This is a genomic window from Lentibacillus sp. L22 (assembly GCF_040812445.1).
Taxonomy (GTDB): Bacteria; Bacillota; Bacilli; order Bacillales; family Amphibacillaceae; genus Lentibacillus_C; species Lentibacillus_C daqui.
The window spans coordinates 150,820-166,064 of the sequence record NZ_JBFNXI010000002.1 but is presented as its reverse complement, the minus strand read 5'-3'; the positions used below and the strand labels follow the sequence as shown (position 1 = coordinate 166,064).

Sequence of the window (15,245 nt, the reverse complement as noted above, 5' to 3'; positions counted from 1 at the left end):
CATATTTGTGTTAGATGGGCAGACTGTGCAACTTGACTCACTCGTCCCATAACCTTTCCTTGTTTTTTTCAGATAAATATGGTTGAATTTAGGAATAAGAAAATTGAAATATCTCCTTTCAATGGGGTGAAATATCTATGTTTGATTATGAAATGCTATTACGGCTGGTGATTTCCGCAGTGCTCGGTTTGGTGATTGGGCTTGAGCGTGAGTATAAGGGGAAGCCGTTGGGATTAAAGACGTGTTTGGTTATTTCGATTACAAGCTGTTTATTGACCATTGTTTCGATTCAGTCGGCATACATATTTCCTGATTCGGATTATATTACGATTCGAATGGATCCGCTTCGTTTGGCAGCACAAATTGTTTCCGGTGTTGGTTTTCTGGGTGCTGGGGTTATTTTGCGGAGGGAGGATGACACGATTTCCGGGTTGACCACTGCAGCAATGGTTTGGGGTGCTGCTGGGGTTGGGCTGGCAACCGGTGCGGGTTTTTATGTGGAATCTATCGTTGGCGTGGTGTTGTTGATGGGCAGTGTGGAATTGCTTCCAGCGTTAAGTAATCGTGTGAAGAGGCGATTTTTTCATTCCCGGGATTTGACTTTAAGAATTGGGGTGAAGGATCGGGGGGACATACCAGATGTGATTGCCAAAGTCGAAAAAGAAGTTCGTTCGATCAAAAAAATCCGGATCAAGGAAAGTAAGGACAGGCCATTTTTAATTGTGCTAAAGGTTAACATTACAGGGAAATTAAAAGCCACTGACCTGTATATGAAATTATCGCAAATCGAGGGCGTGGAGACGATGGATATCAGAGAATGAAGGCGGAAACAAAACAGGAAATGGTTAAACTGGAGCGTTTTTGTTTTAGCCCAAAGACAGACATTAAGTTAAACATGTCATTTATATTAAACTTTTGAACTATACTTCCAATAGGCATACAATAAAAATATATCATCAAGAGGGGGGAATCCAAATGTCCGAAAACATTTCCAAAGATATGATCAACGAGCTTTCAGAAGCTATCCATGATCACCCTGAAAGTGAAGTCATCATGCACGCCATCAAGAAAAACGGTTTTCAAGCTGCAACAGAAAATATGGCTTCATCCATCGAAATGAATCCAGTGTTTTCCGAAGAACTGGATACAGGTAAAGCGTTTAACCAGGAGCAAAGCGGTCGCTGCTGGATGTTTGCTGCGTTAAATACTTTTTCGCATAAGCTTAACAAGCAATTTAATCTCAAAGACTTTGAGCTGTCACAAAACTATGTGAACTTCTGGGATAAATTTGAAAAAGCAAACTATTTCTATGAAAATATTTTGGAAACAGCTGATCAACCGCTTGAGGGTAGATTGGTAGCTTGGTTGCTGACAACACCGCAACAAGACGGTGGACAGTGGGATATGTTTGTTTCACTAATTGAAAAATACGGTGTAGTGCCTAAAAAGGTGATGCCAGAAACATTTCATAGCAGAAAATCGAGCGAATTAAATCATCTGTTGAATGCAAAATCACGCAAAGACGCGATCCAACTCCGCAAATTACAGCAAGAAGGAAAAGATAACTTGCAGCAGGTAAAAGCCGATATGCTCTCTGAAGTGTATAAACTGCTTGTTTACGCACTGGGCGAACCACCAAAAACATTTGATTTTGAATATCGGGATGAAGCGGAGGTCTTTCATCGGGAACAAGATTTAACACCGCAGACATTTTTCCAAAAATATGTTGACGTTGATTTAAACGACTACGTGAGCATTATACATGCACCAACACAAGATAAACCTTATGGAAAAACCTACACGGTACAATATTTGGGAAATGTAGTTGGAGGTACGCCGATCAAATATCTAAATGTCGATATGGAGACATTGAAAAACCTCGCTATTCAGCAAATAAAAGATAAGGAAAGCGTCTGGTTCGGCTGTGATGTTGGGCAGGATTCCAATCGTAAAGACGGTGTCATGGATACGGCTTTGTACGATTATGAAAAAGCTTTGGGCTATTCTACAAAGATGTCCAAAGCCGAGCGTCTTGATTACCATGATGGAATGCTAACACATGCGATGGTGCTGACAGGTGTCAACCTTGTAGATGACAAACCTAACCGATGGAAGGTTGAAAACAGCTGGGGAGAAAAGGTAGGCAACAAGGGTTATTTCGTAATGAGTGATGATTGGATGGATGAGTATACCTATCAAGTTGTTATTAACAAGAAATTCCTTTCAGACCAGCTAAAAAATGCCTGGGAGCAAGAACCAATCGTATTAGAGCCGTGGGATCCGATGGGTTCATTGGCTTTGATGAAATAAACATACCATTTCGAGAATGAAAATTAGTGTAGTGGGGATTTATCACGCATTAACGGGCTGTAATAATACCCCCGCCTCTAAGCGTGAGTAAACATAAAACGTGAAAGGTAAACAGTCCGTATATTCCTGATTGCACGATGAAGTTTCACTTTATGCAAAAAAAGCTGGCAAGTATTCTATCGTTGCCGGCCTTTTTTGTATGGATCAATATGGTAAGGGTAATGGTAAAGCAACTTCAATAAATGCAGAAAAAATATTTTTTATTGTTGTACTAGCCCAGTTCCATTGAATGCCTGGAACCTCACGTATAAGTAATATTTTTGTCGGTAACTATAACTTTTTTGATGTATTATGAAAAAACGCTTGTTCTTATTTTTCTTTTCTGATATATTAAAAATAGATTTAGAACCTTGGCCTCCTACTTCATACCCTCGTAAAGGAAGTGCTGTATTGACAGTAACCACAGTAGTAAAAGAAGAATCCCCCGGCTACACCAGACATGACCAACTATTCAAACAATTAATCAACACATTTTTTGAAGAATTTTTGGAAGCATTTTTTCCTGACATTCATCACAATATTGATTTTCATTCGATCCAACCTTATCCGCAAGAAGTTTACACAGATCTAATCCAAGGGAATACAAGAAGACTGGATATTATCGTTGAAACGAAACTAAAGGGTACAGATACCGTCATTATCGTTCACATTGAACCGCAAAACGAAAAACAAGATAATTTTCATGAGCGGATGTTTCGTTATTTCAGTTTGATGTATAATAAATACCAGAAGCCTATTGTACCGATAGCCATATTTAGTTATAGCGAAAAGTGGGAACGTGATGAATATACGATGGAATTTCCGTTTGCCCATGTGTTAACGTTTCAATATTTGACGCTACACTTGCGTAAAAAGAACTGGAGAGACTATATCAAGTCTGACAATCCAGCAGCCGCGGCATTATTGAGTAAAATGGGTTATAAAAAGGAAGAAAAAGTACAGGTGAAAATCGAGTTTTTACGAATGATGACCCGAATGGAATTGGACCCGGCACGTGAGAGATTAATTTATGGCTTTTTCGAGACCTATTTAATACTGTCTGAAAAGGAGGAAGAAGAAATGGCGAAGGAAATCAAACAGTTGCCTGATGCGGAAAAAATAATGGAGTTACCGATTTCGTATGAAGAGCGTGGAATTGAGAAAGGGAAAGAAATTGGCAAAGAAATTAGAACCAAAGAAGTAGCACGTGAGATGTTGAAAAAAGGGATGTCCATTGAACTGATTGCTGAAGTGACCCGCTTGTCTGAACAGGAGATTAAGCAATTGTAAAAATTGTCGGATTGAATGTGATGGATCCAAAACATGAAGGCTAAGTTTTTGGATCCATCTTTTTTAAACCATTGGAACACTTGATGAAACCTGGTTGTCTAGGGGATACGGTGATTAAACACTATCCTCGTTTCTGCTTTTGGTTTTCCATTTTGAAACGTGCTCTCAAATCACATGCAATCTCTGGATTTATGTCGTTATTTTAATTTAGAGTCGAGATACTTAGGTGTATATCAAAACTTAAGTAATACCTAAGCATGCAAGTTGACATTTTTCATCATTCGTATTAATATTTTCTTTGTTGAAATCAATGCTTCTGATGCTGCGAAAGTAGTTCAGTTGGTAGAACATCACCTTCCCAAGGTGAGGGTCGCGGGTTCGAATCCCGTCTTTCGCTCCAAGTGCGGGAAGTGGCTCAGCTTGGTAGAGCGCCACGTTCGGGACGTGGAGGTCGCAGGTTCAAGTCCTGTCTTCCCGATTATTATAAAAAAATAAGGGGCCTTAGCTCAGCTGGGAGAGCGCCTGCTTTGCACGCAGGAGGTCAGCGGTTCGATCCCGCTAGGCTCCATCGATGAAAAGACGAAGGTGATATACTATCCTTCGTCGTTTTACCTTTATAAGTTTGCTGATTCTGCTTTCATTTGCTTTTGAGTCTTTAATGTTTTCCAAGCAACATTTTTTCATAATCTAAGGTTAGACTTCAATGGAAATGTAGCATCTGCACTTCATGTCTATTAAAGTGTACTACCTTTAGTGAAGAAGACCACCGCATGATTTGGAACGGATAAGACATAAAGCCGATGGGAAAGTTGAACGCTAGGGCATAAGGTCAATCTGATATGAAGGGAAATCACTTGAGTAGCTGATTATATTCCATAAGCATTGTCGGAAAAAGTCAGGACAAGAAAATCACCTTCCTGCCCCTAGTGTATCGCTCCACCTATTTCCCGAATATCCTCTTTTTCATTTGCGGCGGTGACGGCAGCAATTTCCAACCCACGGACAATCGTCTCCAGACTTAAACTTGGTGCATCTTTATCAGCGGTTTGTACTGGAATAAAGGGAATATGGATAAAGCCTCCACGTATTTTCGGAGCTTCCGTTGCCAGATAGTTCATCAATCCATAAAAAAGATGGTTGCAAACAAAAGTGCCGGCTGTATTGGAAACAGCTGCTGGAATAGCTGCTTCTCGCATGTCGCGAACGATCCGTTTGATCGGTAATGTAGACCAATAGGCCACAGGACCATCCTCGACGATTTGTTCATCTATTGGTTGTTTTTGCCTATTATCTGGAATACGCGCATCGTCGACATTGATAGCAACCCTCTCCATGGTGATTTGTGTACGGCCGCCAGCTTGTCCCACGCAAATAACGACATCAGGTTTATGTGTGTCAATAGCTTTTTTTACTGCATCAATTGATTCATGAAATACAGTGGGAACCTCTTGGGTAATAATCTCCAAACCCCCACTCAATATCTTTCCTTCCAATTGTTTCACTGCTTCAAGTGCAGGATTTATTTTATCATCGCCAAATGGATCGAACCCTGTTAGTAATACTTTTTTTACCATTGAAAAATACTCCTATCTTATTAATAAATACATCAGAATAATATTGAAACCGAGAACAATGAGTGCGGTTGGGGCTTGTACACGGATGACATGATTTTTATCCTTCAAGTCTAACAACGCTGCTGGAACAATATTGAAATTCGCTGCCATTGGCGTCATTAGTGTTCCGCAATAACCGGCAAACATTGCAATTGCCGCTATCTGGTTTGGATTCGCGTTAAAATTATTGATCAAAAATGGAATTGCTACCCCTGCTGCCATAACTGGAAACGCTGCAAAGGCATTTCCCATTACAAGCGTAAATAACGCCATCCCGATAAGAAAAACAAATACACCCCAGAATAATGAATGTTCAGGAATAACTTTGGTAACTACATCCGAAACAACTTCTCCAACTCCAGCCTTGTTAAATATAGTTCCTAACGTTGCTAGTAGTTGTGGCAATACTACCGCCCAGCCAATCGCCTCCAGAAGTCGTCGCGATTCTTTTATGGTTGTTCGTGGCGTACTTTTTGTTAACGCCATCGCGGTAATAATGGCGATGATACAAGCCAATCCTAATGCCACCAGTGTCGGGTTTTCCGGATCAAATAATACCATCGAATTAATTTTTATTCCGCCTAATAGTTTTGAACCTATTACCGTTAAAATCGGAATTAGTAACGCTGGCAAAAATAGTAGATTTCCTAAACGTTTGCGGCTAGTTTCTCTTTCCTGCTCAGTCGCTTCACCGTATTCACCTTTACGAAGCCCACCCATACCAACGATAATGACCATAATAATGACCAATACACCGATATAAAAGGGGGGTATCACTTTTCCGAATAATAGTGTAATGGCGTAAATAAAGTAGAACAACCCAGATTGGATTCTGTGAGTATTTGCTTTATCCATAAACGTATAAAATGAACAGCATAAACCTATGATTCCCATTATAATATAGATGAATTCAACCGAAAAGATCATGCACTCACATCCTTATTGTTGTTCCGTTTCGGATTTTTGCATTTTTAGGACTAAATTTCTGTTTCAGTTTTTTATCAAATCGATGAAGTCGAATCGAATGGACAATAAATGCAAAAATTGCTGTTGGAATGCCCCAGAGTGCCATCATAATTGGGTCTGAATCAATCCCATTTTGGTCAAAGAATCCTTTCATTAAAAGAATTCCACCGACTGCCACGAAAATATCCTCTCCAAAGAATAATCCAATATTATCAGCTGCTGCGGCATGGGCTCGAATGTCTTCTTTGTCCTTTTTAGGAATTTTTCCGTATTTTGCTTCTGCAGCTCCTTCAGCCATCGGAGAAATTAATGGCCGGACTGTTTGAGGATGTCCACCAATACTATTAAGACCGAGCGCAGCACCGATTTCACGAATGAGTAGATAAATATTGATAATACGCCCCGCAGTAGCAGCCTTGATTTTTGATACAAGTTTTGCCGCCTGGTTTTGTAGCCCGCTTTTTTCTAATAGCCCAATGACTGGTAGTGTAACGATTAATATCGACATATAACGATTCGTTGTAAATGCTTCACCGAACTGCGTAATAATGTCCGTGATTGATAATCCGCCAATAAGGCCTGTAATTAATCCTGAGACAGTTACTACAACCAATGAATTCAAACGGAACGCAAATCCTATCACAATTAAGGCAACTCCAATTAATACCATATAAAACCCGCTTTCTTAACGTAATTTTTTTGAAAAGTTTTATCTTATTCTACTATAATTCAACAATTACGACAAGAGTAAGAAAATGGTATTTATATAGAGCCTTCTTAAACGATTGTCTACTCAATAAAAAAGAAGAGTATTTACACAATGAAACAAACAATGAGGGTTCTTAGCTTCAGTGGGGTTAATGTGGAGCATGCAAAATAAGGGGTGTAATATGTCTTTAATTACTAGCGTGATAAAAAGGAAAAACAATGAATTTTTCATTTCAAAGTAACGTTAAGTGTCATATAATATCTTTGCAATCAACACTTTAAAAAATGGGGCGGAGAAACTATTCTCCGCCCCAAAACGTTATTCTTTATGTTTTTTTTCGTGATTTCCCCGTGCCTTTTTATATAGTTTTCCAGGTGCTTCGGAAGTTTTTCCGATTACGTCATTAGCTTTTCCGGCTGCACCCTTTAGAATTCGGCCAGAGGCATCGGTTGCTTTCCCGACAAGGCCACCTTCTCCGGAAACGGTTTTGATGATACGTCCAGCTGAATCAACAGTATTACCGAAGAGGTCTGTTGCTTCCTTGGAAGTGCTCTTAATGAAGTTATCTTTCTTTTGATTTTGATGTTTCTCATGCTTTTCGTCACTCATGATGTATCATCTCCTTATAGAGGTTCTTTAACAAGACTATGCAAAAACCTACAATAAAATTACAGTGAATTTAGGGTTAATATGAGGATAGGCTAGGATGGCTAAAAACAGGTATGGGATAAGGGAATATTCATAAGAATTAATGAAAATTGAATATGGGAGAAGGACAAGTCTGTAGATTGCTAGTTTAAAATTGGTCGTTAATGGATATACCATGCATAAATAAGGTTGTTCGTGAATAGTAAAAATGCCATTTTACCTATTGTGTTGAAGGGAAATATTTTTTAACGAGGATTTTTGATAGTATCAGCGGACAAGAGACTATGGTTATTACACGGGGTACATAGTGTTCTGAAACATTGAAATTCAGGCAATCCAACAGAAAAGAGGTAGTATAAATGAAGGCATATCAAATTAAAATCGAACTAATTGGCACTGACCCGTCAATTTGGCGTCGCGTTATTATGCCAGCGGATGCAACATTTAAGCGGCTGCATGATGTGATCCAAACAGTAACAAATTTTCATGGATACCATTTATATGCATTTGATTTGCCACAGGAAAATATAAGTGTGACCAACGATGAGGAAGCTTATCAGGAGCATAAGCATTTTATGAATAATCGGAAGGAAATCGAATTAAAGATGTATGAGAATGCTTCTCCTGAAAACATGGAGTTTGTGGATATGCAACTGGAAAACTTAAAAACAGTAGTCCGCAAGCCTTCAGGAATCAAAATTGATAAGTATTTGGAGAAATACAAGGAACTACCTTATCTTTATGACTACGGTGATGGTTGGCAATTTATTATTACACTGGAGAAAATTTTAGAAGATTACAAGTATGGGTATCCAATTCTGATCGATGGAGCGGAAACTGCACCTCCAGAAGATGTTGGTGGAATTCCTGGATATGAGGATTTTATTGAAGCTTATCGAAATGAAACCCATCCGGACCATAAGGATATGAAAGAATGGGCTAATGAACAGTTTTTCCGAGAATATGATCCGGAGTTTATCAATTACATGCTTAAGTCTATTAAATATAAGAAAAGTAAATAAACGATTGGTTTCCTGTCTTGCCGGTTTGGGTGAGACAGGGGATCCTTCTTCTTGGCTCACTTAATGTGTTTTCCTTCTCCCCATTTATAATATTTAAATAAGCCACTGAAACTAATTAGTGGCTTTTTGTGTCAATGGAGCCGGGGTAAAATTTCTAATTCAAGTCCACTTTTACCAAAAGCTAGGTTACATGCAATAGCTTTGTTTTGATAAACGTATACAACAGTGAAAGAAAAATACCAATCATTAATCCAACAAAAATATCAATCATTAATGTAGCGAGAAACGTTGAAAGCATAATGATCGCCAAGAAAGGCGCGTGTTTCAGATAATAACGCATATCCTTAACATTAATCAGGTTGGTGACTGCAACAATAATGACGGCAGCGAGTGTTGCTTTTGGTAAAAAATAAAATAGAGGAGTTAAATAAAGCAGTGTGATCAAGACAAATGCTGCCGCAACAAATAAAGAAAAATTGCTTTTAGCCCCTGATTGATGATTAACCGCTGTTCGCGAAATCGCTCCTGCCACTGGAATGGCACCAACAATGGAACTGGTTAGATTAGCTAGTCCCAACCCCAGCAATTCCTGATTCGGGTTCAGTTGTTCATTTTTCTTTGCAGCCAGTGTTTTGGCAACCGAATAGGATTCAGCGAACGAAATAAAACCAATCATGAAAGCAATTGGAAGTAATGATAAGAATGTATCAAATGTTGGAAGTTGCAAAGAAATACTTGGTAACCCCCGTGGGATGCCTCCAATGATTTGGACTCCTCTTTGCTCTAAATGGAAAAAATAGACGATAATGATTGATGCTACGATAACGATTAGTGGCCCTAGTGATGTATGAAATTTGGTTTTTAAAATGATCAGTAACCATAGACTGCTAAATCCAAGAATCACTGTGAAAATATTTACTTGGTGCAGGTGATAAGTGATTTCAAGAAGGTAATCGGCAATATTTTGAAATGATGCCAAGCTGACCCCCATAATTGCCGGAATTTGGGTTATCGCAATAATAACAGCGGCGGCTGACGTAAATCCACTGATTACAGCGGGTGAAATATAATCAAAAAAGGAACCAAACTTAATGAGACTCAACATCAGTTGCACCACGCCAACGATTAAGGTCAACAGAATGATTAGGGTGAAAAAATGTGACGAATGGGGCTTTACAAGTGCCGCAATACCTGTAAAGGCTAACAGGGATGCAATTGAGACCGGACCTACACTTAAATATCTTGAGTTACCAAATAAGGCATAAATTAAGACAGGGAAAATAGCAGCGAATAAACCAAAAACTACTGGCACACCGGCGATGACAGCATAGGCCATACTTTGCGGAATTAATAAAAAGGCAACCACCATCCCAGCGGTAAGATCATTTGGTAAATAGGAAAGATGATAATGGACAAGTTGTTTTAGTCCGGGCATTATTTTAAAAATCATGGGAAAAGCCTCCGAATAGTACAGGTATACTTGTACATTATTCTATTTATTAATAAATTATGACGCCGGCGAACAAAGACTTCACTGGTGATATCATCTACGGCATGTACTCCACAGTTTCTATTTGAATACTACCCAATGATTGCACATTACCCTTAAAAACGATAAAATATAAAAATAATCTGTTGTATCGGAGGTAGGATTGATGGGAGAAAAGATCAATGTAGGAATTGTAGGTTACGGTAATTTGGGAAAAGGTGCAGAAATGGCAATTGGACAACAGCCAGACATGGAGCTTGTCGCTATTTTTACCCGAAGAGACCCACAAACATTAAAAGTGAATGATCCAAACGTAAAGGTTTTACATATTGACGACGCGAAGGAATACCAGGAGCAAATTGATGTCATGATTTTGTGTGGCGGTTCCGCTACGGATTTACCTGAACAGGTTCCTGCTTTTGCAAAGATGTTTAATACGGTAGATAGTTTTGATACACATGCTAAAATTCCGGAATACTTTGCATCGGTGGATAAAGTTGCACAGGCAAGCGGAACAACCAGTATCATTTCGGTTGGCTGGGATCCAGGATTGTTTTCCATTAATCGCGTGATGTCTGAAGCAGTGTTGGCGCAGGGTAAAACATACACATTTTGGGGTAAAGGCTTGAGCCAGGGACATTCCGATGCAGTAAGAAGGATTGATGGCGTGAAGAATGGTGTACAATATACCATACCTTCAGAAAAAGTAATGGAACAAGTCAGAAATGGGGAAAATCCGGAGGCATCCAATAGCGATCGTCACACAAGGACATGCTATATTGTCCCAGAGGAAGGGGCAGATACAGCACGAATTGAGCAGGAAATTAAAACAATGCCGAACTATTTTGACGAATATGAGACAACCGTACACTTTATTACCGAGGAAGAATTGAAGCGGGATCATTCTGCCATGCCTCATGGTGGTTTTGTCATCCGGAGTGGACAAACCGGTGACGGCAACAATCAGATCGTTGAATTCAGTTTGAAGCTGGACAGCAATCCCGGGTTTACCTCAAGCGTGCTGGTAGCATATGCCCGAGCCGCCCATCGCTTAAATAAAGACGGGCAACACGGAGCGAAAACGGTGTATGATGTCGCACCAGGTTACATTTCACCGAAGACGCCGGAAGAATTACGCAAGGACTATTTATAAAACACTTAACACTTAAAAAGCCACTGACGATCAGTGGCTTTTTATTTGAGCACGTTCGTTCAACCAAAATGAACGATTTTGTTTAGAAAAAAGACCGTGGATTTTAGCTGCCGGGAAAGTCAACATTCGTTTCATCGGCTTTATCTATTTATATAAAGAATACCCTATCGATTTTGTTAGCAAAGTAGTGGACTCAATATGCGTGTGTCTCGAAATCTTTTAATAGTCTTTTTCCAAACACTCCAGCATACAATAAAAATGTTGCTTGTTTGCATTTGCAAAACGGCGGGAAACAACAAGGTAAAAGCGAAGCCAATTGTTTAGTCATTGGTTTACATTTGTATTTTTAAAAAGGAGGATGTTTCATTGGGGATTATTAATTTGGATGTGGCGAAAGACTTGATTGCTGGAGCAGAGGAAGAGGCTAAGAAGATCGGAGTACAAATGGTAATTACGGTGCTAGACGAGGACGGAAATCTGGTGGCAACCCATCGCATGGATGACGCTTGGCTTGCAAGTATAGACATTGCCCACAATAAAGCATGGACATCCGTTGCATTGAAGATGCCTAGCGGGGATTTGGCTGAGGCGACCGTTCCAAATGCTGAACTTTACGGGATTAATACAACTAACAATGGCCGGATTGTCGTGTTTGGTGGTGGTTTTCCTTTGGTGAAGGATGACAAAGTAGTTGGTGCTGTCGGTGTTAGTGGAAGTTCGGTGGCAAATGATGTCCAAGTTTCTGAGGCAGCAGTTAAAGTGTTTAACGAAAAATTTAACGCTTAGCATATAACCTTAGAACGCTAATATCAATGAGATTCAGTCAAACATCAACTGCAATCTGGAACCGGTAATCAAAACATTCATTTAAAAGGGATCCCGCTGTAAAATGGTGGGATCCTTTTGTATGTTATCCGAATAATAACATACGATTACATTCAACTAAGTAATATATGTTCTAATTATTAAAAATCCCTGGTGAACCAATTTTTTGCTCTGTTTTAAGGGTGTTATAGTAGAAAGATAGTAATTGATAGAAACCATTGACACGATCTGTGGTTTGGTATAGCTTGTAAATAACAACATGTAAACGGTGCATTTAACAAGGAGCTGAATATAGATGAAAATAAGCAAAGTAGATGTGTTTCAAATAGAATTACCACTAAAAGAGCCATTCATTATTTCATATACGTCCTTCGATGTGATGCCGGCAATCATTATTCGGATTGAAACGGATGAAGGGATTGTTGGTTTTGGGGAGAGTGTACCCGATGAACATGTCACAGGGGAATCAGTACATAGCGTTTTTGCGGCATTAAAGCATCAGTTGGTCCCCGCCCTGTTAGGAAAAGATCCTGGAAATATTCAGGACATCCATGCAATGATGGATCGGGAATTGGTACGTAATGGGGCTGCAAAAGCTGCGGTTGATATTGCCTGCTACGATATTTTAGGAAAATACAGCAACCTGCCAGTTTATACATTGCTTGGTGGCAGAAAAGAACAACAACCAGTCATCCCAAAAGTATTAAGTATTCTGGAACCAGAAGTACTTGCTGAACAAGCGAAGGCTGCGGTTGCAGAAGGTTATCAAGAAATTAAGATGAAACTCGGAATTGACCATACTAAAGATATTGCGCGAGTACAGGCTGTTCGTCAAGCTGTTGGGGACCGGGTGAAAATTCGTGTTGATGTCAATCAGGGCTGGCAAAGTGTACAGGTTGCCAAGGAGATGATCCGGCAACTGGAACCATTTCATGTTTCTTGGGTGGAACAACCGATTGCCCAGGAAAGCTTGTCCATGTTCAAGGAATTAAAGGAGGCAAGTTCCATTCCATTAATGGCTGATGAAAGTTTAGTAACCTCACAGGATTTGCGCACCCTTGTCGAACATCGGGCGGTGGATTATATCAATATTAAGCTGATGAAAAGTGGCGGCATTTATCCATCATACAAGCTTGCTACACAGGCAGACTTGTTTGGTATTAAGTGTCAAATCGGATCCATGGTTGAGTCCAGCATTGGATCAGCGGCAGGATTCCACGTTGCCTTATCTAAGCAAAATATTGTCTCAACCGAACTGTCCGGCCCAACTAAATTTTCAACCGATGTCGGTAATCTAGGCTATACCTTGCCACACGTGAATATAACTGATCAGCCAGGCCTGGGCATCACGGTGGACATGAACGCATTACAACAACTAGCCGTAAAACACAAAGAACTTAGCTAAAAGCTGGATACAAGTTATTTCGGCGAACTAGCTGGAGGCGCTGATAAAAGTGGTAAAATCGCCGATAAAGGAGCTGAAACCGCTGATAAAAGAGCTAAAACCGCTGATAAAAGCAGGAAAATCGCTGATAGAGGTTTTCCCACAATCAAGAACATCATTTGTTAATGGGATAGATACCAGTCAACCCTAACATATGAAAGAATGACTAACTAACCGGCTCTGGAAATGTTGATTGGAGGCAACACGATGCAAAAACAAGAATTACAGGCATTATGGCAACATTTGCATGAAAACGCAGAAGTAAGTTTAAAAGAAGTAAACACATCCAATTATTTGATGAACCACTTTAAAAATGCTGGATTTCAACCAGTTGCATTTCAGTTTATTCCCGGTTTCTATGTGGAAGTTGGCAACGGGCAGCCAAAAATAGGCTTGCGCGCCGATATGGATGCACTTCTGCAAGAAGTCAATGGCAAGTTACAAGCGAATCATTCATGTGGTCACGACGCGCATATGACGATTGTGACTGGTGTTATGCATCGGTTAAAGGGTATGGAGGATCAGCTGAAAGGAACGGTACGGGCAATTTTTCAGCCAGCTGAGGAACAGGGAAATGGTGCGGTTCGGGTCGTCAATGAGGGTGTTGTGGATGATTTGGATTATTTATTTGGTGTCCATGTGCGCCCCTATAGTGAGATCGATTTTCCGGATTGCGCGCCAGGTATTCAACACGGCGCGTGTCTATTTGTCAAAGGGAAGATTAAAGGTGTGGATCACCATGGAGCACGTCCACACGAAGGGGTCAATGCCGTAGAAGTGGGAACAGCAATCGTGCAACAGCTGCAACATATTCATACCGCTCCACAAATACCGGCGACAATTAAAATGACCAATTTTCATGCAGGCAATGATAATTTAAACATTATTCCGGGGGAAGCAACATTCGGCCTTGATGTACGTGCCCAAACCAATGATGTAATGGATAAAATGAAAGAAAAAATTCAAACCATCTGCAGTCATCTGTCATCCATTTATGATGTGTCAATTGAGATTTCGCTGGATGATGATGTTCCGGCAGCGATTATTAATCAAGAGGCAGAAGACATCATGCATCACGCGATTGTGGAAAGTTTAGGAAAACAACACACCCAACCAACGATTATTACACCAGGTTCAGATGATTTTCACTATTATACGTTAATGCGGCCGAACATCAAGGCGACCATGTTGGCACTTGGAGCAGACGTCACCCCGGGTCTTCACCACCCACAAATGACCTTTAATAAAGAAGCGATCGAAAACGGAATTAATATTTTGGTCGAAGCTTGCATAGAAGCATAGGGACGGTTTCTAAGTCTGTCCCTCTTTTTTATGAAGAGGAAAACAGCGGAACAACCGGATTAAATTACATTACCGAAAAAATGAATCGCCGTAAAAAGTGCAGAAACCGCCGATAAAAATAGATAAATCGCCGTAAAAATAGTGAAAACCGCTGTAAAAACTGCCAAACCTGCCGTAAAATATTTCATCATTTCATGTAGCAGGGTAAGTTCGCAAAGTAAGAAGAGAAATTTGCTGATCGTTATTTTTCCAGTAGTCTATTAACCATCCTTATCCTACCTACAACCTTCGCATATTTTCTTCGGACAGGACATAGATATGAATTGGTATGATGATTGGATAACTTATATAAAACCTCGTCTCATCAACATAGCAAATTTTCCTAACCAATCGTACTTGCATTATAATCATGGACAACGAAAAAAAGGAGCTGAA

The 15,245-nt window shown here is 40.0% G+C and carries 13 protein-coding genes and 3 tRNA genes; 11 read left to right on the top strand and 5 right to left on the bottom strand.

Going from position 1 to position 15,245, the window contains the following annotated elements:
• Window positions 1-137 precede the first annotated feature (137 nt).
• The 6 genes from ABRT01_RS01710 (at window position 138) to ABRT01_RS01685 (ending at window position 4,207) form a co-directional block, all read left to right on the top strand.
• Window positions 138-821, top strand: a complete 684-nt coding sequence (locus ABRT01_RS01710) for an MgtC/SapB family protein (protein WP_367746160.1) — start codon at window positions 138-140, stop codon at window positions 819-821.
• A 154-nt stretch (window positions 822-975) separates the two neighbouring features.
• Window positions 976-2,310: a C1 family peptidase gene (locus tag ABRT01_RS01705; RefSeq protein WP_367746158.1), complete on the top strand. Its 1,335-nt coding sequence runs from the start codon at window positions 976-978 to the stop codon at window positions 2,308-2,310.
• Window positions 2,311-2,760: 450 nt separating this feature from the next.
• On the top strand, window positions 2,761-3,639 hold the full coding sequence (locus ABRT01_RS01700; RefSeq protein ID WP_367746157.1) for an RpnC/YadD family protein: 879 nt from the start codon (window positions 2,761-2,763) through the stop codon (window positions 3,637-3,639).
• Between the two features lie 324 nt (window positions 3,640-3,963).
• Window positions 3,964-4,039, top strand: a tRNA-Gly gene (locus ABRT01_RS01695).
• Window positions 4,040-4,043: 4 nt separating this feature from the next.
• Window positions 4,044-4,117, top strand: a tRNA-Pro gene (locus tag ABRT01_RS01690).
• Between the two features lie 17 nt (window positions 4,118-4,134).
• A tRNA-Ala gene (locus ABRT01_RS01685) sits at window positions 4,135-4,207 on the top strand.
• A 355-nt stretch (window positions 4,208-4,562) separates the two neighbouring features.
• Here ABRT01_RS01685 and pcp read toward each other — a convergent pair.
• The 4 genes from pcp to ABRT01_RS01665 all read right to left on the bottom strand — a co-directional run bounded on the left by pcp (window position 4,563) and on the right by ABRT01_RS01665 (window position 7,536).
• The gene (gene pcp, locus ABRT01_RS01680; RefSeq protein WP_269411548.1) at window positions 4,563-5,213 is read right to left on the bottom strand and encodes a pyroglutamyl-peptidase I; all 651 of its coding nucleotides are present in this window, start codon (window positions 5,211-5,213) and stop codon (window positions 4,563-4,565) included.
• Between the two features lie 12 nt (window positions 5,214-5,225).
• Window positions 5,226-6,179, bottom strand: coding sequence for a DUF979 domain-containing protein (locus tag ABRT01_RS01675; RefSeq protein ID WP_269411549.1), 954 nt, complete (start codon window positions 6,177-6,179; stop codon window positions 5,226-5,228).
• 4 nt (window positions 6,180-6,183) lie between these two features.
• A complete protein-coding gene (locus ABRT01_RS01670; protein ID WP_269411550.1) occupies window positions 6,184-6,888 on the bottom strand; it encodes a DUF969 domain-containing protein in 705 nt (234 codons plus the stop codon).
• Between the two features lie 357 nt (window positions 6,889-7,245).
• Window positions 7,246-7,536, bottom strand: coding sequence for a hypothetical protein (locus ABRT01_RS01665; RefSeq protein ID WP_269411551.1), 291 nt, complete (start codon window positions 7,534-7,536; stop codon window positions 7,246-7,248).
• A 398-nt stretch (window positions 7,537-7,934) separates the two neighbouring features.
• Between ABRT01_RS01665 and ABRT01_RS01660 the strand changes: the two genes are divergently transcribed.
• Window positions 7,935-8,597, top strand: a complete 663-nt coding sequence (locus ABRT01_RS01660; RefSeq protein ID WP_269411552.1) for a plasmid pRiA4b ORF-3 family protein — start codon at window positions 7,935-7,937, stop codon at window positions 8,595-8,597.
• Window positions 8,598-8,778: 181 nt separating this feature from the next.
• On the opposite strand, the gene ABRT01_RS01655 is transcribed toward ABRT01_RS01660, so the two are convergent.
• Complete coding sequence (locus tag ABRT01_RS01655; RefSeq protein WP_269411553.1) at window positions 8,779-10,047, bottom strand: SulP family inorganic anion transporter; 1,269 nt, start codon at window positions 10,045-10,047, stop codon at window positions 8,779-8,781.
• Window positions 10,048-10,252: 205 nt separating this feature from the next.
• Here ABRT01_RS01655 and ABRT01_RS01650 point away from each other — a divergent pair, with 205 nt between their 5' ends.
• The 4 genes from ABRT01_RS01650 to ABRT01_RS01635 all read left to right on the top strand — a co-directional run bounded on the left by ABRT01_RS01650 (window position 10,253) and on the right by ABRT01_RS01635 (window position 14,810).
• Window positions 10,253-11,239 (top strand): diaminopimelate dehydrogenase, encoded by a 987-nt coding sequence (locus ABRT01_RS01650; RefSeq protein WP_269411554.1) that lies wholly within the window; start codon window positions 10,253-10,255, stop codon window positions 11,237-11,239.
• Between the two features lie 366 nt (window positions 11,240-11,605).
• Entirely contained in the window at window positions 11,606-12,025 is a 420-nt protein-coding gene (locus ABRT01_RS01645) for a GlcG/HbpS family heme-binding protein (protein WP_269411555.1), read from the top strand.
• Window positions 12,026-12,359: 334 nt separating this feature from the next.
• Window positions 12,360-13,469 carry a mandelate racemase/muconate lactonizing enzyme family protein gene (locus tag ABRT01_RS01640; protein WP_269411556.1) on the top strand — a complete coding sequence of 370 codons (1,110 nt, stop codon included), beginning with the start codon at window positions 12,360-12,362 and terminating at the stop codon, window positions 13,467-13,469.
• A 246-nt stretch (window positions 13,470-13,715) separates the two neighbouring features.
• Window positions 13,716-14,810, top strand: coding sequence for an amidohydrolase (locus tag ABRT01_RS01635; protein WP_269411557.1), 1,095 nt, complete (start codon window positions 13,716-13,718; stop codon window positions 14,808-14,810).
• The last annotated feature ends 435 nt before the right edge of the window (window positions 14,811-15,245 follow it).